The organism is Variovorax trehalosi (assembly GCF_051216415.1).
Taxonomy (GTDB): domain Bacteria; phylum Pseudomonadota; class Gammaproteobacteria; order Burkholderiales; family Burkholderiaceae_C; genus Variovorax.
Map to the genome: position 1 here is coordinate 239,278 of NZ_JBPJZG010000005.1, position 20,569 is coordinate 259,846.

General features: G+C 66.9%; 18 protein-coding genes. 9 read left to right on the plus strand and 9 right to left on the minus strand.

The annotated features are described in order from the left end of the window. Positions 1 to 22: 22 nt before the first annotated feature. The 7 genes from ACSFA7_RS20050 to ACSFA7_RS20080 all read right to left on the minus strand — a co-directional run bounded on the left by ACSFA7_RS20050 (position 23) and on the right by ACSFA7_RS20080 (position 8,344). Positions 23 to 1,111 carry a tartrate dehydrogenase gene (locus ACSFA7_RS20050; RefSeq protein ID WP_435501000.1) on the minus strand — a complete coding sequence of 363 codons (1,089 nt, stop codon included), beginning with the start codon at positions 1,109 to 1,111 and terminating at the stop codon, positions 23 to 25. Between the two features lie 11 nt (positions 1,112 to 1,122). Beyond that, positions 1,123 to 2,745, minus strand: coding sequence for an ABC transporter ATP-binding protein (locus ACSFA7_RS20055; protein ID WP_435501001.1), 1,623 nt, complete (start codon positions 2,743 to 2,745; stop codon positions 1,123 to 1,125). Beyond that, on the minus strand, positions 2,745 to 3,659 hold the full coding sequence (locus tag ACSFA7_RS20060) for an ABC transporter permease (protein WP_435501002.1): 915 nt from the start codon (positions 3,657 to 3,659) through the stop codon (positions 2,745 to 2,747). The genes ACSFA7_RS20055 and ACSFA7_RS20060 overlap by 1 nt, the downstream gene beginning before the upstream one ends. Positions 3,660 to 3,669: 10 nt before the next feature. Next, entirely contained in the window at positions 3,670 to 4,626 is a 957-nt protein-coding gene (locus ACSFA7_RS20065; RefSeq protein ID WP_435501003.1) for an ABC transporter permease, read from the minus strand. A 34-nt stretch (positions 4,627 to 4,660) separates the two neighbouring features. Next, positions 4,661 to 6,283, minus strand: a complete 1,623-nt coding sequence (locus tag ACSFA7_RS20070; RefSeq protein WP_435501004.1) for an ABC transporter substrate-binding protein — start codon at positions 6,281 to 6,283, stop codon at positions 4,661 to 4,663. 71 nt (positions 6,284 to 6,354) lie between these two features. After that, complete coding sequence (locus ACSFA7_RS20075; protein WP_435501005.1) at positions 6,355 to 7,647, minus strand: NAD(P)/FAD-dependent oxidoreductase; 1,293 nt, start codon at positions 7,645 to 7,647, stop codon at positions 6,355 to 6,357. A gap of 31 nt (positions 7,648 to 7,678) precedes the next feature. Continuing rightward, the gene (locus ACSFA7_RS20080) at positions 7,679 to 8,344 is read right to left on the minus strand and encodes a haloacid dehalogenase type II (protein ID WP_435501006.1); all 666 of its coding nucleotides are present in this window, start codon (positions 8,342 to 8,344) and stop codon (positions 7,679 to 7,681) included. Positions 8,345 to 8,850: 506 nt separating this feature from the next. Here ACSFA7_RS20080 and ACSFA7_RS20085 point away from each other — a divergent pair. From ACSFA7_RS20085 to ACSFA7_RS20100, 4 genes are all read left to right on the plus strand, one after another. After that, on the plus strand, positions 8,851 to 9,729 hold the full coding sequence (locus tag ACSFA7_RS20085) for a GNAT family N-acetyltransferase (RefSeq protein ID WP_435501007.1): 879 nt from the start codon (positions 8,851 to 8,853) through the stop codon (positions 9,727 to 9,729). A gap of 11 nt (positions 9,730 to 9,740) precedes the next feature. After that, complete coding sequence (locus tag ACSFA7_RS20090; RefSeq protein ID WP_435501008.1) at positions 9,741 to 10,676, plus strand: 2-hydroxyacid dehydrogenase; 936 nt, start codon at positions 9,741 to 9,743, stop codon at positions 10,674 to 10,676. 171 nt (positions 10,677 to 10,847) lie between these two features. Beyond that, positions 10,848 to 12,251 carry an aspartate aminotransferase family protein gene (locus ACSFA7_RS20095; RefSeq protein ID WP_435501009.1) on the plus strand — a complete coding sequence of 468 codons (1,404 nt, stop codon included), beginning with the start codon at positions 10,848 to 10,850 and terminating at the stop codon, positions 12,249 to 12,251. A 76-nt stretch (positions 12,252 to 12,327) separates the two neighbouring features. Next, entirely contained in the window at positions 12,328 to 12,822 is a 495-nt protein-coding gene (locus ACSFA7_RS20100; RefSeq protein WP_013539071.1) for an Lrp/AsnC family transcriptional regulator, read from the plus strand. Positions 12,823 to 12,926: 104 nt separating this feature from the next. On the opposite strand, the gene ACSFA7_RS20105 is transcribed toward ACSFA7_RS20100, so the two are convergent. Further along, positions 12,927 to 15,104, minus strand: a complete 2,178-nt coding sequence (locus ACSFA7_RS20105) for a LamG-like jellyroll fold domain-containing protein (RefSeq protein ID WP_435501010.1) — start codon at positions 15,102 to 15,104, stop codon at positions 12,927 to 12,929. 496 nt (positions 15,105 to 15,600) lie between these two features. On the opposite strand from ACSFA7_RS20105, the gene ACSFA7_RS20110 reads away from it, so the two are divergent. From ACSFA7_RS20110 to ACSFA7_RS20120, 3 genes are all read left to right on the plus strand, one after another. Continuing rightward, the gene (locus ACSFA7_RS20110; protein WP_435501011.1) at positions 15,601 to 16,344 is read left to right on the plus strand and encodes a winged helix-turn-helix domain-containing protein; all 744 of its coding nucleotides are present in this window, start codon (positions 15,601 to 15,603) and stop codon (positions 16,342 to 16,344) included. Positions 16,345 to 16,412: 68 nt separating this feature from the next. Then, the gene (locus ACSFA7_RS20115) at positions 16,413 to 17,165 is read left to right on the plus strand and encodes a winged helix-turn-helix domain-containing protein (protein WP_435501012.1); all 753 of its coding nucleotides are present in this window, start codon (positions 16,413 to 16,415) and stop codon (positions 17,163 to 17,165) included. Between the two features lie 365 nt (positions 17,166 to 17,530). Further along, positions 17,531 to 18,094 (plus strand): hypothetical protein, encoded by a 564-nt coding sequence (locus tag ACSFA7_RS20120; protein WP_435501013.1) that lies wholly within the window; start codon positions 17,531 to 17,533, stop codon positions 18,092 to 18,094. Positions 18,095 to 18,103: 9 nt separating this feature from the next. Here the strand turns inward: ACSFA7_RS20120 and ACSFA7_RS20125 are convergent, their stop codons facing one another. Then, positions 18,104 to 19,042 (minus strand): LysR family transcriptional regulator, encoded by a 939-nt coding sequence (locus ACSFA7_RS20125; RefSeq protein ID WP_435501014.1) that lies wholly within the window; start codon positions 19,040 to 19,042, stop codon positions 18,104 to 18,106. A gap of 335 nt (positions 19,043 to 19,377) precedes the next feature. Here ACSFA7_RS20125 and ACSFA7_RS20130 point away from each other — a divergent pair, with 335 nt between their 5' ends. Further along, entirely contained in the window at positions 19,378 to 19,983 is a 606-nt protein-coding gene (locus tag ACSFA7_RS20130) for a winged helix-turn-helix transcriptional regulator (protein WP_435501015.1), read from the plus strand. 14 nt (positions 19,984 to 19,997) lie between these two features. Beyond that, the gene (locus ACSFA7_RS20135; protein ID WP_435501016.1) at positions 19,998 to 20,537 is read left to right on the plus strand and encodes a MarR family winged helix-turn-helix transcriptional regulator; all 540 of its coding nucleotides are present in this window, start codon (positions 19,998 to 20,000) and stop codon (positions 20,535 to 20,537) included. Positions 20,538 to 20,569: the final 32 nt, after the last annotated feature.

Here is a 20,569-nt window from a genome sequence, read left to right on the forward strand (position 1 = left end):
AGGGATGGTTGCAGGTTGCGCGTCAGGCCGCGGCCACGCGTTCGGCAATGGCGATGCCCAGTTCCGTCGTGGAAGCCGTGCCGCCCAGGTCGCGCGTGCGCGGCCCTTCGCGCAGCACCGCCTCGATCGCGCTCAGGATTGCGTCGTGCGCCGCACGGCCCGCGCCCTGGCCCTGCGTGAGGAAGTCCAGCATCAGCGCGCCCGACCAGATCATGGCAATCGGGTTGGCGATGTTCTGGCCGTAGATGTCGGGCGCCGAGCCGTGCACCGGCTCGAACAGCGACGGAAACCGGCGATCGGGGTTGAGGTTGGCCGAGGGCGCAAGGCCGATGGTGCCGGTGGTGGCCGGGCCGAGGTCCGAGAGGATGTCGCCGAACAGGTTGCTCGCCACCACCACGTCGAAGCGCGTGGGCTGCAGCACGAAGCGCGCCGACAGGATGTCGATGTGCTGCTTGTCCACCGTCACCTCGGGGTAGTCGCGGCCGATGGTGTCGGCGCGGCCGTCCCACCACGGCATGCTGATCGCGATGCCGTTGCTCTTGGTGGCCACCGTGAGGTGCTTGCGCTTGCGGCTGTTGGCCAGCTCGTACGCGTAGCGCAGCACGCGGTCGGTGCCATGGCGCGAGAACACCGACTCCTGGATCACGATCTCGCGGTCTGTGCCTTCGTACATCACACCGCCCAGCGAGGTGTATTCGCCCTCGGTGTTCTCGCGCACCACGAGGTAGTCGATGTCGCCGGGCTTGCGGCCGGCCAGCGGACAGGGCACGCCCTCGAACAGGCGCACCGGACGCAGGTTGATGTACTGATCGAACTCGCGGCGGAACTTCAGCAGCGATCCCCAGAGCGACACATGGTCGGGCACGGTCGCGGGCCAGCCGACGGCGCCGAAGTACAGCGCATCGACACCCTTGAGCTGCTCCTTCCAGTCGTCCGGCATCATCTGGCCGTGCTGCGCGTGGTAGTCGCAACTGGCCCAGTCGATGGTGCGGCAATCGAGCTCGAAGCCGAAGCGCTCCGCGGCGGCCAGCACCACGCGCAGGCCTTCGGGCATCACTTCCTTGCCGATGCCGTCGCCGGCGATCAGCGCAATGCGAAAGGTCGGTGTCATCTCGGTCCTTGTCATGGTGTGGCGGCGCGGTCCATCTCGTCGAGCCAGCCGCAGCGCAGTTCGGGAACGGAGCGCGCGAGCAGCTCGTAGTAGGGGTGGTGCGGGCCGCGGTCGTAGTCGGCGCGCGCCACCTGCGCGAGCTTCTTGCCGTGCTGCATCACGACGATCTCGTCGCACACCGCGCGCACCGTGTGCAGGTCGTGGCTGATGAAGAGGTAGGACACGCCCAGCTCGCGCCGCAGTTCCGCCATGAGGTCCAGCACCGCTGCGCCGACCACCGTGTCCAGCGCCGAGGTCACCTCGTCGCAGAGGATGAGGTCCGGATCGGCCGCCAGCGCGCGCGCCAGGTTCACGCGCTGCTTCTGCCCGCCCGACAGGCCGCCCGGCAGGCGCGCGGCGACGGTCTGCGGCAGCTTGACCAGGTCCAGCAACTCTCGGATGCGCTTGCGCAGCGGCTCGCCGCGCAGGCCTTTGTAGAACTGCAGCGGCCGCGCCAGGATCCGCTCGATGGTCTGCGACGGATTGAGCGCTGTATCGGCCATCTGGAACACGATCTGGATGCGGCGCAGCTCGTCGCGCTCGCGCTGCTGCAGCGTCGGTTTCAGTTCGCGGCCATGGAACAGCACGCTGCCGTGGCTGGGCTTGAGAAGACCCGCCACGGCGCGCGCGAGCGTGGTCTTGCCCGAGCCCGATTCGCCGATCACACCGATGGCCTGGCCGCGGTAGAGCTTGAGGTCGATGCTTTCCAGGATCGGCTTGGCCGGCCGCCCCTGTGCATCCACCGGCCCGTAGCCGGCCGAGAGCTGGCGCACCTCGAGCAGCAACTCGGGATCGTCGTTCGCGGTCTTCGCCGACGCGCGCACCACCGGCCGGGCTGCTGCCAGCAGGCTCTTGGTGTAGTCATCGGCCGGCGCGGCAAGGATCTGCGCGGTCGCGTTCAGCTCGCGCATGCCGCCGTTGCGCAGCACCAGGATGTGGTCGGCCATCTGCGCCACCACCGCCAGGTCGTGGCTCACGTACACCGCGGTGGCGCGGCGCTCGCGCACCACCCGGCGGAAGGCGCGCAGCACCTCGATCTGCGTGGTCACGTCCAGCGCGGTGGTCGGCTCGTCGAGGATCACGAGGTCGGGGTCGCCGATGAGCGCCATCGCCGCCATCAGCCGCTGCAGCTGGCCGCCCGACACCTGGTGCGGATAGCGCGCGCCGATGCCTTCCGGATCGGGCAGCGCGAGTTCGCGGAAGAGCTGCACAGCCTTGGCCTCGGCCTCCGCGCGCTTGCACAGGCCGTGGATCACGGTGGGCTCGACCACCTGGTCCATGATCGTGCGCGACGGGTTGAACGAGGCGGCCGCGCTCTGCGCGATGTAGGCGACGGTGCGGCCGCGCAACGCGCGCTGCGCACGGGCATCGAGCGCCAGCACGTCGGTGTCGCCGATCCGCACGCTGCCGCCCGCGATGCGGCAACCGTCGCGCGCATGGCCCATCAGCGCGAGCGCGGTGGTGGTCTTTCCCGAGCCCGATTCGCCGATGAGCGCGAGCACTTCGCCCGGCTGCACCGAGAAGCTCAGGTTGTCGACCAGCGTGCTGTCGCCGGCGCAGATGCACAGGCCCTGGACAGTGAGTGATGCACCCATCAGCGTTTCCCCCGTTCGCGCGCGGCACGGCCGGGCAGGTTGTCGATGACCAGATTGACCGCGATGGTCAGGCTCGCGATGGCCAGCGCTGGCACGATCACCGAGGCGCCGCCCATGGCCAGCGCGCCGATGTTCTCGCGCACCAGCGAGCCCCAGTCGGCCGCCGGCGGCTGTATGCCCAGGCCCAGGAAGCTCAGGCTCGCCAGCAGCAGCACGACATAGACGAAGCGCAGGCCCAGGTCGGCCAGCATCGGTCCGAGGATGTTGGGCAATATCTCGCGCAGCATGATGTAGAGCGTGCCTTCGCCGCGCGTGCGCGCCACGGTCACGTAGTCGAGCGCGTTGATGTTCACGGCCAGCGAGCGCGCCATGCGGTAGGCGCCGGGCACGTAGATGATGGCCGCGGTGACCACCAGCATCGCCACCGACGAACCGAAGCCCGCCACCATGATGAGCGCGAACATCTTGCTCGGGATCGCGGTCAGCGTGTCCAGGCCGCGGCTGAGCACCGCATCGGTCCAGCGGCCACTGGCGGCGGCCAGCAGCGCGAGCGTGGTGCCGGTTCCGCTGGCCAGCAGCGTGGCCAGCAGCGCGACGCCGATCGTGTAGCGCGCGCCCTCGATGATGAGTGCCAGCATGTCGCGGCCAAGGTAGTCGGTGCCGAGCCAGTGCGCCGCGCTGATCGGCTCGAAGACGTTGGAGGTGCCCATCGCCGCCGTGCTGTGCGAGAGCATCCACGGGCCGAGCAGCGCCGCGAGCAGCCAGAACACGAGCACCGCGAGGCCCAGCAGGCCCGAGACGCCGAAGCCGCCAAGCCACGGCAGCATGCGGCCCCTGCGCTCCTGCGGCGCCGGCACCACGGGCGCCGCGGTGTTTGCCGCACTTGCGGCGGCTGAAGAGGTGGAGGTTTCCATGAGGTTCCCTTCAGCGGTGCCACAGCCGCGGGTTGGCGAGGATGCCGAAGATGTCGGCCGTCGTCACCAGGATCAGGTAGGCGCAGCAGAAGATCATGGCGCAGGTCTGCACCAGCGGCATGTCGCGCTGCGAGACACCGTCGACCATCAGCTTGGCGATGCCCGGGTAGTTGAAGATGGTCTCCACGATGATCACGCCGCCCAGCAGGTACGACAGGCTCAGTGCCACCGCGTTGGCGATCGGCCCCACCGCATTGGGCAGCGCATGCGCGAGCACCATGCGCATCGGCGAGGCGCCCTTCAGGCGCACCATCTCGATGTAGGGCGCCTCGAGCTGGTCGATGACGGCGGCGCGCGTCATGCGCATCATCTGCGCCACGATCACGCAGCACAGCACCAGCACCGGCATGGCGAAGGCGCGCAGCATCTGGCCCAGCGACTCGATGTCGTTGACGAACGAAAGCGCAGGCAGCCAGCGCAGCTTGACCGCGAACACCAGCACCGCGAGCGTCGCGACCAGGAACTCCGGCACCGACACCACCGCCACCGCGCTCGTCGAGGCGACGCGGTCGAACCAGGAGCCTCGCCACACCGCCGAGGCGATGCCCAGCGTCAGCGCGATCGGTACCGAGAACAGCGCGGTGACGGCCGCCAGCAGCAGCGAGTTGGGCAGGCGGCTGGCCACCAGGTCGGCCACCGGCATCTGCGTGGTGGCCGAGAGGCCGGGGTCGCCCTTGAGCATGCCGAAGAGCCACTTCGCATAGCGCTCGGGCGCCGGCACGTCCAGGCCCATCTGGGCGCGGAGCGCCGCCACCGCTTCGGGCGTGGCGTCCTGGCCGAGCTGCTCCTGCGCCGCATCGCCGGGCAGCACCGCGGTGATCGCGAACACGACCACCGACACCGCCAGGAGCGACAGCAGCGCAAGTGCGACGCGCTGGCCGAGGAGCTTGAGGATCACGCGGTTCATGGCGAACGTCCGGTGGAGCGATGGCCCGCGCGCGTCATGCCTCGAGCCACACGTTCTCGGCGAAGTTGTAGCCCATGAGCCCGCCCAGCGGAATCGGCGACAGGCCCTTGAGCTTGGCGCTGTGGCCGTCGATGCTCGCGAGGAACAGCGGGATGCCGATGCCCGCGTCCTGGTGGATCATGGTCTGCATGTCGGCGTGCATCTGCTTGCGCTTGGCCAGGTCGGTCTCGGCGCGCGAGGCGAGCAGCAGCTGGTCGAACTTCTCGCTCTTCCAGCGCGACTCGTTCCATGCCGCACCCGACTGGAAGAACTGCGTGAGCAGCACGTCGGCGCTCGGGCGCGGATTCACGTTGCCGAAGCCGACGTGGCTGTTGAGCCAGTGGTTCGACCAGTAGCCGTCGGCTGGCATGCGCTTGATGTCCAGCTCCAAGCCGGCGCGCTGCGCGGTCTGCTGCAGCAACAGGGACATCTCGACCGAGTACAGCGCCGCGGGCGATGCCACCATCGGCACCTTGCCGGTGATGCCCGACTTCTGCAGATGGAACTTCGCCTTGTCCAGGTCGAAGGGGCGCTGCGGCAGGCCGGCGAAGTGGAAGCGGTTGGTCGGATCGATGGGCTGGTCGTTGCCGATCACCGCGTAGTCGAGTGCGATGGTCTTCTTCATCTGCTCGCGGTCGAACAGGTGCTTCATGGCGAGCACGAAGTCGGGGTTGGCGCCCGGGCCCACGTCCTTGCGCATCACCAGGTCGGAGTACTGGCCCGACTGGGTGACGAAGATGCCGAAGCCCGGCGTTCCCTTCACACGGCCCACCGAGCGCGGGTTGACCGAGCCCACCAGGTCCATGCCGCCCGACAGCAATGCGTTGACGCGCGCGCTCTCGTCGCCGATGCCCACGAACTCGATCTCGTCGAGGTACGGCTTGCCCGGCTTCCAGTAGGCGTCGTTGCGCACCACCAGCGAGCGGATGCCGGGCTTGAACTCCTTCAGCTTGTAGGGGCCGGTGCCGATGCCGGCGTTGAAATCGGTGGTGCCGTCCTTGACGATGTGGAAGTGGAAGGTGCCCAGGATCACCGGCAGATCGGCATTGGGCGTGGTGAGCACCACCGTCACTTCGTTCGGCCCCGTGGCCTTGACGCTCTCGATCTGGTCGGCGAGCGCCTTGGCCTTGGAGGCCGTGGCCGGGTCCTTGTGGCGCATGACCGAGAACACCACGTCCGCGGGCGAGAGCGACTTGCCGTCGTGGAAGGTCACGCCCTTGCGCAGCGTGAAGACCCAGGTCTTCGCGTCCTTGGTGCTGAACGATTCGGCCAGCGCGGGTTGCGGCGTGAGGCTGCCGTCGAGCGAGGTCAGGCCGTTGTAGACCATGTTGCAGCGTGAGTAGTCGGTCTGGTTCGACTGCTTGGCCGGATCGAGCGTGTCCGTTGCCGCGGCGGTGGCGCCCGCCACCCGGATGCGCCCGCCGCGCCGCGGCGTCTGCGCATGGGCCGACACCGCCATGCCCGCGAGGCTGCCCGCCAGCGTGGCCTGCATGCCGCCGGCCATCAGCATCGCGAGGATGTCGCGCCGCGATGCGCCGCGTTTCAGCGAATCCATCACGCGAAGACTTTCGCCGGGGCCGACGAGATGTTCGAGGCTCTTTTTGTTGCTGTCGCTCATGGTGGGTACTCCTGGGAGGCCGTGGGGTGGAAGAAATCGAGGGGAGGGAAACGCAGATCGGCAGCGGGCGCTCAGGCCAGTCTGTCCTTGAGCCGGTAGTACATGCCCACCGCCGGCAGGAACCAGGGCGCACCGAAGTGGCCGGGGATGGCGGGCCATGCACGGTCCCGCCAGGGGTTGGCGTTGGCGTCGCCATTCATCACGGCGGCCATGCGCTCGCCCATGTGGACCGACATCTGCGTGCCGTGGCCGCTGTAGCCCATGGCGTAGTAGAGGCCGTCGCGCTCGCCGGCATGGGGCAAGCGGTCCTGCGTGATGTCGACGAGGCCGCCCCAGCAGTAGTCCAGGCGCACGGCGCCCAGCTGCGGAAAGGTCTCGGCCAGCCCCGCACGCAGGATCTCGCCGCTCGCGGCATCCGACTGCGGGCTGGAGATCGCGAAGCGCGCGCGCCCGCCGAACACCAGCCGGTGATCGGCCGTGAGGCGGAAGTAGTGATGGATGTTCGCGACCGTCGTGTAGGTGCGCCGCGCCGCCAGCAACGCCTGCGCACGCTCGGCGCCCAGCGGCTCGGTCACGACGATGAAGCTGCCGATCGGAACGATGCGCCGGCGCAGCCAGCCGAAGCTGCCGTAGCCGCCATGGCGCGTGGCGCCGGTGGCCAGCAGCACCTGCTGCGCGGTGACGGTGCCACGCGCCGTGTGCAGCCGGTGCGTGTGGCCCTGGCCCAGGCGCTCGATGCGCTCCACGGCCGTGCCGGTGTGAATCTGCGCGCCGTGGCGCTGCGCGGCCGTGGCCAGGCCGTGGGCGAAGCGGCCCATGTGCATCTGGCCGCTGCGCTTGTAGAGCAGCCCGCCGTGGAAGCGATCGCTCTGCACCTCGCCGCGCACCCGCGCCGCATCGAGGATCTCGACCTCGGTGTCCACGCCGTCGTCGACCAGGCGCTGCGCACTGCGTTCGAGCGCGCCCATCTGGTTCGCACGCGTGGCGAGCTTGAGCTTGCCGTGCCGCATGAAGTCGCAGTCGATCTCCTCGTCGCGCACGAGCCGCGCCACGCTGTCCACCGCGGCGTCGTAGGCGTGGTACCAGGCGCGGGCTTTTTCAACGCCGACCTTGGCCGCCACATCGGCATAGTCCACGGCCAGTCCGTTGTTGACGTGCCCGCCGTTACGGCCCGACGCTTCCGCCGCCACGCGCGTGCCGGCCTCCAGCACCGCGACGCGGGCACCGCGCCGTGCGAATGCCAGCGCCGCCGACAGGCCGGTGAAGCCGCCGCCGACGATCGCGATGTCGACCTGCCCTGGCAGCGCACACGCTGCGGGAGAGAAGGCCGGCGCCGAATCGGTCCAGTAGGAGTCGAGCTTCATGGCGTGATGAGAAATGCGGGCCGCAGAGCGATCAGAGACCGACGACGCCGGGAAGGCCGCCGATGTCCTGGATTTCCGTGTAGCGATAGGCCGGGTTGCCCGGGCCGTGGCCGCGGTTCACGAACACCTTGTTGACGATGCCCAGGTCGTCCGCCGACATCAGGTCGTAGCGCAGGCTGGACGACACGTGCAGCACGTCTTCCGGGTTGCAGCCCAGCGAATCGAGCATGTACTCGAAGGCCTGCAGCCGCGGCTTGTAGGCTTGCGCCTGCTGCGCGGTGTAGACGCGGTGGAAGGGCGCGCCGAGCATCGCGACGTTCTTCTGGATCTGGTCGTCGGAAGCGTTCGACAGGATCACCAGGGGAATCTCCTTGGCGACCTTTGCGAGGCCGGCCGCCACGTCGTCGTGCGGGCTCCAGGTGGGCACCGCGTCGTAGATCTTCTGCGCGTCCAGGTCGAAGTACTGGATCTTCCATTTCCTGCACAGGCGCCGCACCGCGTTCTTCAGCACCACCTCGTAGGGCTTCCAGTCGCCCAGCACCTCGTCGAAGCGATAGGCGGTGAAGTCGGCATGGAACTCTTCCATGCGCTCGGCCGGAATGCGGTCGGCGAAAAGGTCGGCGGCCATCTCCTTCATGCGGAACCGGGTGAGGGTGCCGTAGCAGTCGAAGGTCACGTATTTGGGACGGAAGGTCATGGTCTCGAATCCTTGATCAAAAAAGTTGGCACATGGATGGGAATTGCGACAAGCTCATTACGAAGTGATTGCAGCACGCAGTCGCGTGACGGATGTGTGGAAAAACGATGTCCGTCGCAACGAAGCTGCGGTTTGCGGGGCCGGCGACGGCATGCCGTGCGGTCTGCCCTCGATGCGTGCCGCCATGCACCTTGATGTGCCGCGGCACAGCCGGTCGGCACGCTTTTGAAGCGTCCGGGATGTGCGTGGATCGAGGCATGCATGGGCATTGGCGTGGCATTGGTCTCAGGGGCGGCGACACGTAAGGGAATGGCGACCGATGCTAGGCAGGTTGGCGCAGCATTTGTGTGCGTATGCCGGGTGCGCCACCGCAGGCAATTGCAAAACCGGGGCACGTGGCAGGCGAAGCTTGCGAGTTGCAATGGAGGCCCGGTTCGCACTGGTGCAGCGCCTCGATGTCGTCCAAGATGGGCGCGCAATTCAACCGCTACAGAGAGAGTTTTCCGATGCCCGAACCCACTCCGAATGCACCCGCCTTGGACGGCGTGGTGTTCAGACCGATGACGCCCGCCGACCTGCCGCATGTGCATGCGCTGTCCGCCGAATTGCGCTGGCCGCATCGCCCGGCGGACTGGGCGCAGACGTTCGCGCATGCCGAGGGAATTGCAGCCGAGCGCGACGGCCAGATCGTCGCGACCGGCCAGCGTTGGCTCTGGGGCCAGGCCCACGCCACCATCGGATTGGTGATCGTCTCCCCCGCCTGCCAGGGCCGCCGCATCGGGCACCGGCTGATGACTGCGCTGCTCGACGGCCTGGAAGACCGCACCGTGCTGCTGCATGCGACGGCCGAAGGGCGCGGTCTCTATGAGCGGCTGGGCTTCGTGCGCACCGGCGAGATGCGCCAGCACCAGGGCCTTGCGTTGTCGCCGCCGCTGGTCGCGCTGCAGCCGGGCTGGCGCCTGCGGCCCGCGGGCCTGAATGAACTGCCGGCGTTGCAGGCACTCGACGCGGCATCGCGCGGCATGCCGCGCGATGCGCTGATCGCCGACCTGCTGCAGAGCGCCGATGCCTGCGTGGTGCTCGATCGCGACAACGAGCCCGTCGGCTTCGCGATGCTGCGGCGCTTCGGGCGCGGGCACGTCATCGGTCCGGTGGTGGCCCCCGATGCGGAGGGCGCGAAGGCCTTGATCGCGCACCTTGCGGGCGTGAATGCCGGCCAGTTCACGCGCATCGACATCGACTTCGAAAGCGGGCTGGCCGAATGGCTCGAGAGCATCGGCCTGTTGCGCGTCGACGCGCCCACGACGATGGTGCGCGGCGCGCCGCTCGCTGTGCCGCCCGCGGGGCCGACGCTGTTCGCGCTCGTCACGCAGGCCGTGGGCTGAAGGGGAAACCGATGGGCTCCACGACCTTCCTCTACAAGTCCGACCCCGTGCGCGGTCGCCAGTGGGCCGAGGTGTTCGGCCGCCGCCGGCCCGATATCGACTTTCGCATCTGGCCCGACATCGGCGATCCGGCGCAGGTGCGCTTTCTTGCGGCCTGGGAGCCGCCGCCCGACATGGCGGTGCGCTTCCCGAACCTGCAGGTGCTGTTTTCCTCGGGCGCGGGCGTCGACCAGTTCGACTTCGCGGCGCTGCCGGCCGCGTTGCCGGTGGTGCGCATGGTCGAGCCCGGCATCGTGCGCGGCATGGTCGAGTACGTGACGCATGCGGTGCTCGGCCTGCATCGCAACATGCCTCAGTACCAGCGCCAGCAGGACGAGGGCGTGTGGAAGCCGCTGCCCGTGCTGCCCGCCGGCGAGCGGCGCATCGGCGTGCTCGGGCTGGGCTCGCTCGGGCAGGCCGCGCTGGCGCAGCTCGTCGCACTGGGCTTCGACTGCGCGGGATGGAGCCGCTCGCGGCACGCGGTCGACGGCGTGCAATGCCATGCCGGTGCCGACGAGCTGCCGGCCTTTCTGGCCCGCACCGACATCCTCGTGTGCCTGCTGCCGCTGACCGACTCGACACGCGGCTTCCTCGATGCGCGGCTGTTCTCGCAGCTGCCTGCGGGCGCGAGCCTGGTGCACGTGGGGCGCGGGCCGCAACTGGTGGACGCGCACCTGCTCGCAGCCCTTGCCAGCGGGCAGATCGGCGATGCGGTGCTCGATGTGACCGATCCCGAGCCGTTGCCGTCGGCGCATGCCTTCTGGCGCCATCCGCGCATCCGGCTCACGCCGCACATTGCCAGCATGACGCAGCCGCTGAGCGCCGCAGAGGCGCTGCTCGACAACCTCGAGCGCTTCGAGGCCGGTGAGCCGATGGTCGGCCTGGTCGATCGCGCACGCGGGTATTGATGCGCCCGATCCAGGCGCCGAAAAGACCGACCGCACGATCTGCTGCCTGCGCCATACACAACCGCAGCCTGCTTCGCAGAGCACCCCCAAAGCAGCACCACCTCGCCCGATGCGCCGCCTAAGCTGAGGGCATCGGAAGCCTCCTTCGCTCTCGCCTTCACACACACCGCCATGACGCACCCCACCGCATTGCCTCACCACGCCGCGCTCGACGCGATCGACCGCGCCCACCTCATCCACCCCGTCTCGCCCTGGCGCGTGCACGAGCAGCGCGGCCCCACCGTGCTGGCCTCGGGCCGCGGCGCCTGGTTGACCGACGGCAACGGCCACGAACTGCTCGACGCCTTCGCGGGCCTCTGGTGCGTGAACGTGGGCTACGGGCAAGAGAGCGTGGTGCAAGCCGCCGCCGAGCAGATGCGCCGGCTGCCGTATGCCACCGGCTACTTTCACTTCAGCAGCGAGCCGGCCATCCGTCTCGCCGAGAAGCTGGTGCAGATCACGCCCGCGTCGCTGACCCGCGTGTACCTGACGCTGGGCGGCTCCGAAGCGGTGGATGCGGCCGTGCGCTTCATCGTGCAGTACTACAACGCGACCGGCCGGCCCGCCAAGAAGCAGTTCATCTCGCTCGAACGCGGCTACCACGGCTCGTCGTCCACCGGCGCGGGCCTCACCGCGCTGCCGGCCTTCCATCGCGGCTTCGACCTGCCGCTGCCCACGCAGCACTACATTGCGTCACCCTACGCCTACCGCCGTGCCGATGGCGCCGACCCCGAGGCGCTGATCGCCGCGTCGGTCGCGGCCTTGCGCGCCAAGGTGGCCGAGCTGGGCGCCGACAACGTGGCGGCGTTCTTCTGCGAACCCATTCAAGGCTCGGGCGGCGTCATCGTGCCGCCCGTGGGCTGGCTGAAGGCCATGCGCGAGGCCGCGCGCGACCTGGACATCCTCTTCGTCGTGGACGAAGTCATCACCGGCTTCGGCCGCACCGGTCCCATGTTCGCCTGCGAGGCCGAGGGCGTGGAGCCCGACCTCATGACCATGGCCAAGGGACTGACCGCCGGCTACGTGCCGATGGGTGCGACCATGATGTCCGAGAAGGTCTACGCCGGCATCGCCGACGGCGCGCCCGCTGGCGCGTCCATCGGCCACGGCGCCACCTATTCGGCACACCCCGTGGGCGCCGCGGTTGCGCTGGAGGTGCTGCGGCTCTACGAGGAAGGCGGCGTGCTCGCCAACGGCCAGCGCGGCGCCGCGCATTTCGCGGCCGGGCTCGATGCGCTGCGCACGCACCCGCTGGTGGGCGACGCGCGTCACCGCGGCCTGCTGGGCGCACTGGAGCTGGTGAGCGACAAGGCCAGCAAGCGCGGCTTCGATGCGGCACTGGGGCTGTCCGACCGCATCTTTGCGGCCGGCTACCGCAACGGCCTGGTGTTCCGCTCCTTCGGCGACCACATCCTCGGCTTTGCGCCCGCGCTCACCTTCACCGAGGACGAGTTCGCGCAACTCTTCGCCCGGCTGAAGAAGACGCTCGACGAAGTGCTCGAGGCACCCGACGTTCGCGCCGCGCTGGCGGCCTGAACAGGAAGACGCGCAAAGCCCCCCGATCACCGGCCGACGACGCAGAATCGGGCTTTTCTTGTTATCAGGCGCCGCCATGTCAGAAGCTTTCAAGATCGACCGACTCGACCTGCGCATCCTGGCCCAGTTGCAGAAGAACGGGCGCATGACCAACGTCGACCTGGCGGACGCGGTCGGACTGTCGCCCAGCCCCTGCCTCATCCGCGTCAAGCGGCTGGAGCAGGCCGGCTATATCGCCGGCTACGGCGCGCACCTGCGGCTCGAGAAGCTCGGCGACACGCTGACGGTTTTCACCGAGGTCACGCTGCAGGACCATCACCGCGAAGACTTCGTGCGCTTCGAGGCCGCGATCCGCGAGGTCGACGAGGTGCTCGAATGCCACCTGGTCAGCGGCGGCTACGACTACCTGCTGCGCTTTCTCACCCGCGGCGTGAACCACTACCAGGAAGTGATCGAGGGACTGCTCGAACGCAACATCGGCATCTCGAAGTACTTCAGCTACATCGTCATCAAGTCGCCGTTCATCAAGACGCACTGCCCGATCGAGCGGCTTTTCCCTCACGAGCACTGATCGGGGCCTTTCGCAGTTCCTGCACGGGCAGGACCGGCGGTTGAGGACGGCGCGGCCTCCACACCGGAGAGAGGCAGAGAGCACCCGCCGCGCCGAATGTCGCGTCAACCAGCCTTGCGTGCCGTCAGCCATTGCGCCGGTGCGAGCGCCGCGGCCACCACGCGCACTTCGCCGATGTTGCCGAAGAAACCGTCGGCGCGCGCACCGTCCCACGAGCCGCCGCCCACCACCCAGGGTGATGCGGCCGACAACGTGGCGAGCCCCGGGATGGCCGCCGCGTTGCGCAGCACCGGCGCGCCTTCGACGTACATCGTGGTGTCGTGCGACATCGGGTCGTTCACGATCGCGACATGCACCCACCGGTCGGCGATGACTTCGCCCGACCAGTTGGCCTTGGGCTCGCGCGTGCCAGCCGGGCTCGGTACGACTTCCCATTGCACCTCGCGCAGGCTCGAAATGGCGAACAGCATCGGCGGGGATTCCGGGTCGCCGCCGGAATAGCCTGCGAGATCGCCGCGACGACCGTCCCTGGTCATGATGTTCATCCACGCCTGGTTGCCGCTGGTCCAGCTCTTGTCGATCTTGATGAAGGCCTCGACGGTGTAGCCGTTCTCCAACGTCTGCGCGTTGATCGGCGCGGCCGCGTCGGTGAGGAAGTAGCTCAGGCGCGGCGTGTTCTTGTTGGTGTTCAGGAAGCGAACCGAGCCCGGCGCGGCGGAGAGGTAGTGGCGGTCATCGGTCCACACGATGTCGCCGTCGGTCGCGCCGACGATGCCCCCCTGGTTCAATGCATCGCGGTGCAGCGGGTTGGTGCCCGTGACGTCGGCAATGACGGTGCCCGGCAGCACGGGCTGGTTGATCGTGCCACCGAAGAAGCGCCAGTGGGCCAGCGTGTTCGCCACCTTGGGGTAGTCGTCCGGGTTCGCCGCGGGGCGCTGCTCGATCGTGGCCGGATCCTTGTAGTTGGCGAGGATCATCGCGCGGGCCTGATCCACCAGCGAACTGTCGATGGTGGCGCTGCCGGTGCCGAAGCTCTTGTTGAAGCCCGCGAAGCGCTGCGCGAAATCCATGTCGATGACGAAGGCCTCGTTGGGCGTGGTGAGCACGGCCTGGTCGAAGCTGTTGAGCGTGGCGGTCGGCTTTTGCGGCACCCACGGCGAGAACGACAGCACCTTGATCTTCTTGTTGGTCAGGTCGAATTCGTAAAGACGCATCAGGCCGTTGCCACCCTGGTAGGCCATCTGGTAGTCGACAACCATTTCCTCGACCTTGCGGCCGAAATCGTTGGTCTTCGTGAGGTGCGCGGCACCGTGGTGGTGGCCGTTGAGCGTCATGAAGATCTGGTCGTTGTCGCGAATCAGCTTCTCCCAGAGCATCTTGCCGTAGTCGGTCTCGAGCGGGCCGGTTCCGTCGGGCGCGATGTTGAGCAGTTGGTGATTGACCAGGATCACGGGCAACGTGGGGTTCTTCGCGATCGCCTGGCGGGCCCAGGCGATGCCGGCATCGGAGATGCGCCACGACAGCGAGAGCACCATGAACTTCTGGCCCTGCGCCTCGAACACGTGGTACTCGTGGAAGCCACTGGGGTCGCGTGCACCGAAGGTGGCCTGCTTCTTCGCGCGCTCGGTGCCGAACCACTGGATGTAAGGCTCGTTGGCGGGCGTACGGTTGGCATCCGTGCCGCCGACGGGGTCGATGCCGTAGTCGATGTCTCTGAGCACGTCATGGTTGCCGGCGAGCACGCTGTAAGGCAGCTTCGCGTCTTCGAGCACCTTCATGGCGGCATCGGCCACTTTCCACTGGTCGGGCTTGCCGACCTGGTCGACCACGTCGCCCAGGTGGATGGTGAAGGGGATGTTCAGGGCTTTCGCGTTGGTGGCGATCCATTTCGTCTGCGCCGCGAAGGGCGCGCTGCCGAAGCGCTTGTCGTACTGGTCGCTCTCGGCGGCCGTGGCGTAGCGCGCATAGAACTGCGTGTCTGGCATCACGGCCAGCGCGAAGCTGGAGATCTTTGCTGCGGCCGGTGGGGCAGGGGTGGGCGCTGGAGGTGTGGGCGCAGGTACCGGCAAGGCCCCGAGCACCGGCAGGCCTGCGTTGCCACCGCCACCGCCGCAAGCAGCCAGCAAGGCGCTGCTGCTGCCGACGGTCAGGAGCGACGCGCCGAGCTTGAGCACATGACGGCGCGGGGACGCATGCAACGTCGTGTCGGGTTCGGTGTTCGATACAGCGGGTGCGGCATTGCGCGGTGCGCGAGGGCCGCGCGAATTGTTGGAAGCGGACATGGAAAGTAAGGTCAGACGTTGCGAAGCGCGCAAGCGTAGGAAGCGTCGATGACGTTTCCGTGTAGGACCGATGACACTTGGGTCGCCGCCCACCGCGTCGAAGGTTTTTCCGATCGATCCGGAGCAACGGTGCCGCTTTGAAGATGTCGGCTTCCCGACGTCGGCCTTGGTGTTCTGTTGGACTCTCGGCACCCTCTGGTGCAAGCTCGCCACGGCCCCGACAAGGAATCCTCACCGGTGCGCAACGATGTGACCGAAGGGCGGGCATATTTCCATCGATTGCATGGATAAGTGAGAGGCTTAATCTCATTCTTCGGTGCAATGAGGAAAACGCATGCGAATGGTCCGATCTCCAGCTGGCGCGGGGTGGCGAGAGAAGATGATGGATTAGGTCAACGATCTGTCGAAAACATATAAAAGCACGACAGCTCCTCCTGGCGCTGGAACAGGAGAGATCGTGCGAATTAATGTTTCCCAGCTTCCTTTCGAGACCGTATTGAGCGGCTCGTTTCTCGGCATCAGCCATGCGAATGCCGCCCAGATCGATGACGAGATCGATCCCCTGCGCATCCTGCTCATCGACCACCAGTCGACCCAGTGCAAATCGTTCAGCGAGGGGTTGGAGAGCAACGGATTTGCCATCGACATCGCGACCGGCGACAACGCCACGGCGAACGCGGCGCTCGCGCAAGACTACGCGCTCATCCTCCTGAATTCGATGCGGACCGGACATGCAGGATTCAGTGCCGTCCAGGCGATCCGGCGCAAGACCGATGCGCCTCTTCTGGTCTTGACCGAACGCGACAGCGTGGCCGCTCGCATCGCGGGCCTGGAGTTGGGCGCGAGCGACTATCTGGTCAAGCCCTTCTCGCTCTCCGACCTGCTTGCGCGGGTCACGGCGTTGGCCCGTCGCCCGCGCGTGGTCCGCCAGCCGGTGCTGCGCCTGGGCGATCTGGAGCTCGACGAGCGCACCACGCGGTGCACCCGCGAGGGCGTGGAACTCGACCTGACCCGGATGGAGTTTGCGTTGCTGCTGGTGCTGCTTCGCAGCCAGGGCGAAGTGCTCTCCCGGGAACAGCTCTCGCAGCGCGTATGGAACAGGGAATTCGACGGCAAGAACAACGCCGTCGACGTGGCCGTGCTGCGCCTGCGCAGCAAGCTCGACGCACCGTTCGAGACGAAGCTGTTGCATTCCGTGCGGGGCGAGGGGTACGTCCTTGAAGAGCGTCCTGGCGCTTGATCGCGCATGTCACGCGTCGCTCGAAGTCTTCGTGGGTACCAGCTTCCCGCCAGCCTTGAATACAGCGAATGAGTGAGCGGCAGAACCTGTTCATCGCGTTGTATGACGGCGATGGTGTGCGCAGTGCCGCGCTCGAGAGCCGGCTGAGTTCGATGGGCCACCATGCCGTCGTATTCACCCATGAGGACAACCTTCTGCAAATTCTGGAAGAGCACCAACGCTTCGATCTGCTTCTGGCGCCTTTGCAGAACGGCCTTCCCAGAAGGGTTCTTTCCGGCGGCAGGGATGCGCTGGGCATGCCGGCGCTCCTTCTCGTCGAGGGAATGCAGTGGGGGGAGCTGCTGCTTCGCAATGAAGACGCCGAAGCGGTCGATGCCATCGAGTTCGACGCCTTGCGAACGACCAACGACGAATTGGAGTGGCGCATTCGCTCGCTGCTCGCGCGAACGAAAGAAAATTCGGCGCGATCGGCCCGGGTTCCGGAACTGGCCTGGGGCGACTACCGGTTCATCGTGCACCACCGCATCGTGCTGCATCGGGGGCGCGAGATCTTTCTCCAGCCGCGCCAGTTCGACTTTGCGCTGGAACTGTTCCGCAACATGGATCGCGTGGTGACGCGCGACTGGCTCTGGAATGCGCTGTGGAGGTCCACGTCCCGCCGCAGCTCGCGGGGGTTCGATGTCTGCGCCACCAACGTGCGGAGAAAGCTCGCGCTGCACGAGAAAAACGGCTTCGTGCTGAAGGCTGTGTATGGGGAGGGCTATCTGCTGTCGAAGTGCGTTGCCATGCAGGACGAGGTTCGCCAGCCCGGCTCTTGTTGAGCGGTCGGCGCGCAAAAGTGCGCCGGGGCTGCGTCTTTGTTCGCGCCCAAGTCATTTCCCTTTTTCATGCACGAGGCCGGTTGTTGACCTAATTCATCGGTTCGTGCCAGGGGGAATGCTGCTTCTCTGCCTCAGTGCAGGCGGCGTTTGTTCATGCCGTATTCATCTCCCGCTCAGCACCGGTTAATGCTCGCTTCATTCCGGGTGCATCTCGCACTGGTGCAATCGAGTTCTCGGTTCAGGTATCTCCTGTGTCGATGGGCGGTATCGAGGAGAACGGCTTTGCGTATACAGGCCGTGCTCCCATGCTTCGCCACTTTGTTGCATTAGTCCGATTACTCCAACCACTCTCAACGGAATTGAAAATGAAGAAGTTCACGCAGATCGCCATCGCCAGCCTCCTGATCGGGGGCGCGATCCTGCCGGCTGCAGCCAGGCAGAAGCACATTGACCACAGCATCACCGAGACCGAGGTCCTGATGGCCCAGAAGGCCTGGTGCAAGGCATTGGTCGACATCAGCGCCGCCAACGCGAGCGGCGGCCAGGAAGCGGCCAAGGCGCTGGCCGAGAAGGTCATCGACAGCGCGTATGCCTACCAGTCGGGCGCGGTGCTGTTCAAGCCCACGCTGGCAGCGTCGCCGCAGACCTTCCGCACCGCCCGCGATGGCGCACTGGCGTACTTCGTCGGCGGCAACCCGGCCTTTCCGAACGACACGGGCTTTGCGCTGAAGGGCTGGACCAAGTGCGAGATCGAGAACAGCGCGGTGCTCATCCACCGCGACACGGCCAGCACGATGGGCAACGTGCTGTTCACCGGCCCGGACGGCAAGGTCACCACGGTCGACAAGACCTGGAGCTTCGTGAAGGACGATGCGGGCAAGCTGCGTATCGTCGTGCACCATTCGTCGCTGCCGTATGCCAGCCGATGAGCGGCGCGTTCAACCCGCCAGGTTCTGGTCCGCTTCGGCATCCATGCGCACAGCGGCTTCATGCATCAACCCGCGCAGCCACAGCAGCCCGGGGTCCCGGCTGCGGTGCCGGTGCCACTGCTGCACCTGCTCCAGGCGCAGCGGCGGCGTGGGCAGCGGGAACAGCGTGACCGGCAGCGCTTTGCAGGCAATGCGGGCGAGCCTGCCGTGCATGATCGCAATCCGTTCGGTGCCCACGACAAGATAGGGCGCACTCACGAAGCTGAAGGTCGTGACCTCGATGCGCTCGGCCTTGACGTAGCGTTGCTTGAACCAGCTCTCCAGCATCGGCTTGTCCATGGCCGGAGGCTGCACCGCGACATGGCCGGCCGTTGTGTACTGCGCGAGCGTGAGTTCACCGGACTGCGCAAAGCTGCTGCTGTTGCACACCAGGCAGCAAAGCCCTTCCTCGTACAGCATCTCGGCAGGATGGTCCGGCAGGGCGTGGGTGCGAGAGATGACCATGAGGTCTGCATCGCCGCTCTCCAAGGCGTGTTGGGGCCGGCCCGGCACCGGTATCAGGTCGAAGCGCACGGTGCGAGATTGCTTCTCGGCCAGCGCGAGTACATGGGGTATGAGGGTTGCCGCCGTGTAGTCGGAGACGGCTAGCTGGAATCTGCGGTCCGACGCCGACGGATCGAACTGCGGGGCCGTGGCGATGGTGGTGTCCACGCGCATGAGGATGTCGCGCACGGCTTCCTTCAGCACCTCGGCCCGGCTGGTGAGTTCGAGCTTGCGGCCCACGGATACCAGCAGGTCGTCTTCGAAATAAGTCCGCAGCCGCGCGAGCGAACTGCTCATGGCCGACTGGCTCAGGTGCAGGTGCTCCGCTGCCCGGCTGATGCTGCGTTCCCTCAGCAACGCATCCAGGGCGACCAGCAGGTTCAGGTCCAGCTTCTGGAATCGCATGCTTCCTTTTCTCCTGGATTCTTGTGCAGGGCCACCCCTTGTCCCGGTATGGATGCCGTGCTGGACCTTGGTGGGTTCCCAGGTATCTCCAGCATCGATACGAGGTATCGAGCGAAACGTTTTTGTGTATGCATCCCGCGCTCCTATGCTTCGCCCCTTCGTTGCATTACCGTTTGTTTCAACATCTCTGCCTACCGTTTTTTCCCTAACCCGCCCTGTCCGTTCGTCCATCGACTACAAGTCTTCCTTGTCTTTGCCAGGCAGTCAGGTGCCAGGCGGCATCGAATCTCCAGATCCAGAGTGATCGCTTCTCCTATGCATCTCGAAGGCAACGCATGCCCAGGCTGAGGCTCGGCTTGTTCAGATTGCCGGCCGTCGAAGTCGTCGTCGTTCAAACGATCGTCCGGCTGTCCGCACAGAACGGCTCGTTCCCGTGGAAGTTGGTCAATGTCCCGCCGTTCGACGCGCTGCTCGTCGACGGAAACCTGATCGAAGACCGTTTGGCCGAGGTCGAGCAAATGGCGCCTGCGGTGCTGACCGTGGCCCGCATGCATTCCGAGGGCATGGCGAACACGCTGGAGCGCCCGATCCGTGCCGAGAAGCTCCAGCAATGGCTGTTGAACACAGGCCAGGAACTTCTTGAAGCACGGCGATCGCCGGGCCCGGCAGCCCTGGTGTCGGCGATGTCGCAGGAGCTTCTCGATTCGGCGCGTTTCTCGTTGCGCCGCTGGCCTCCGGCCGCCTTGATGGGGCGCAGCGAAGACGACGACCGAATGGCGAATCTGCTCTGGCGGCGCCAACTGAGCGCGAGCGAGCTGGCCGATCGCTGCGGGCAATCGGTTTCCCGCTGCATGCGTTTCCTGCAGGCCTTGCGCAACGCAGGCGTGCTGGAAGTGCATGCATCGCTGTCCGCAGGAAATTCCCGGCACCCACCTTTTTGATCCTTCTGATTCATATGCGCACTTTCCCCGACGCGGTTGCCTTGCGCACCCCCCAATCACTGGACGACCTGCTCCTCTACCGGATATGGCGCGCAGCATGCGTGAGCAATGGCATGGTGACCCGCATGGTCGAGGGCGGCTTCGGCATCACGCGCCGCGAGCTGGGAATGATCGGCGTGCTCGAGGAGCTGGGGGAGATCCCCGCCTCGAAGTTTGCCGAGCGCCTGCACATGGACCGTGCGAGCGCCTCATTGGCCCTGCGCAGCCTGACCGAGAAGAAGCTGGTGGAGCGGCGGCAGGACGCCGAGGACGGCCGCATCGTGCATGTGCGCCTGAGCCCTGCGGGCCAGCAGCTCTTCGACGATCTGTTTCCGCGTCTCTCGCGCCTGAACGTCGATCTTCTCGATGGCATCGATGCCAGGCAACTCGAGGTTTTTCTCGACTGCCTGGAGGACCTCGAACTGCGTGGAAGCGAACTGAGCGCACGGGGCGTTGCCCGGAACACGGGCCGGCCACCGCTCGAGCAGCACGCGTCATTCGCGGCCCGGGCGTAGCGCCCGGAGGCACCGGTGCTCCCGCTGCGCTG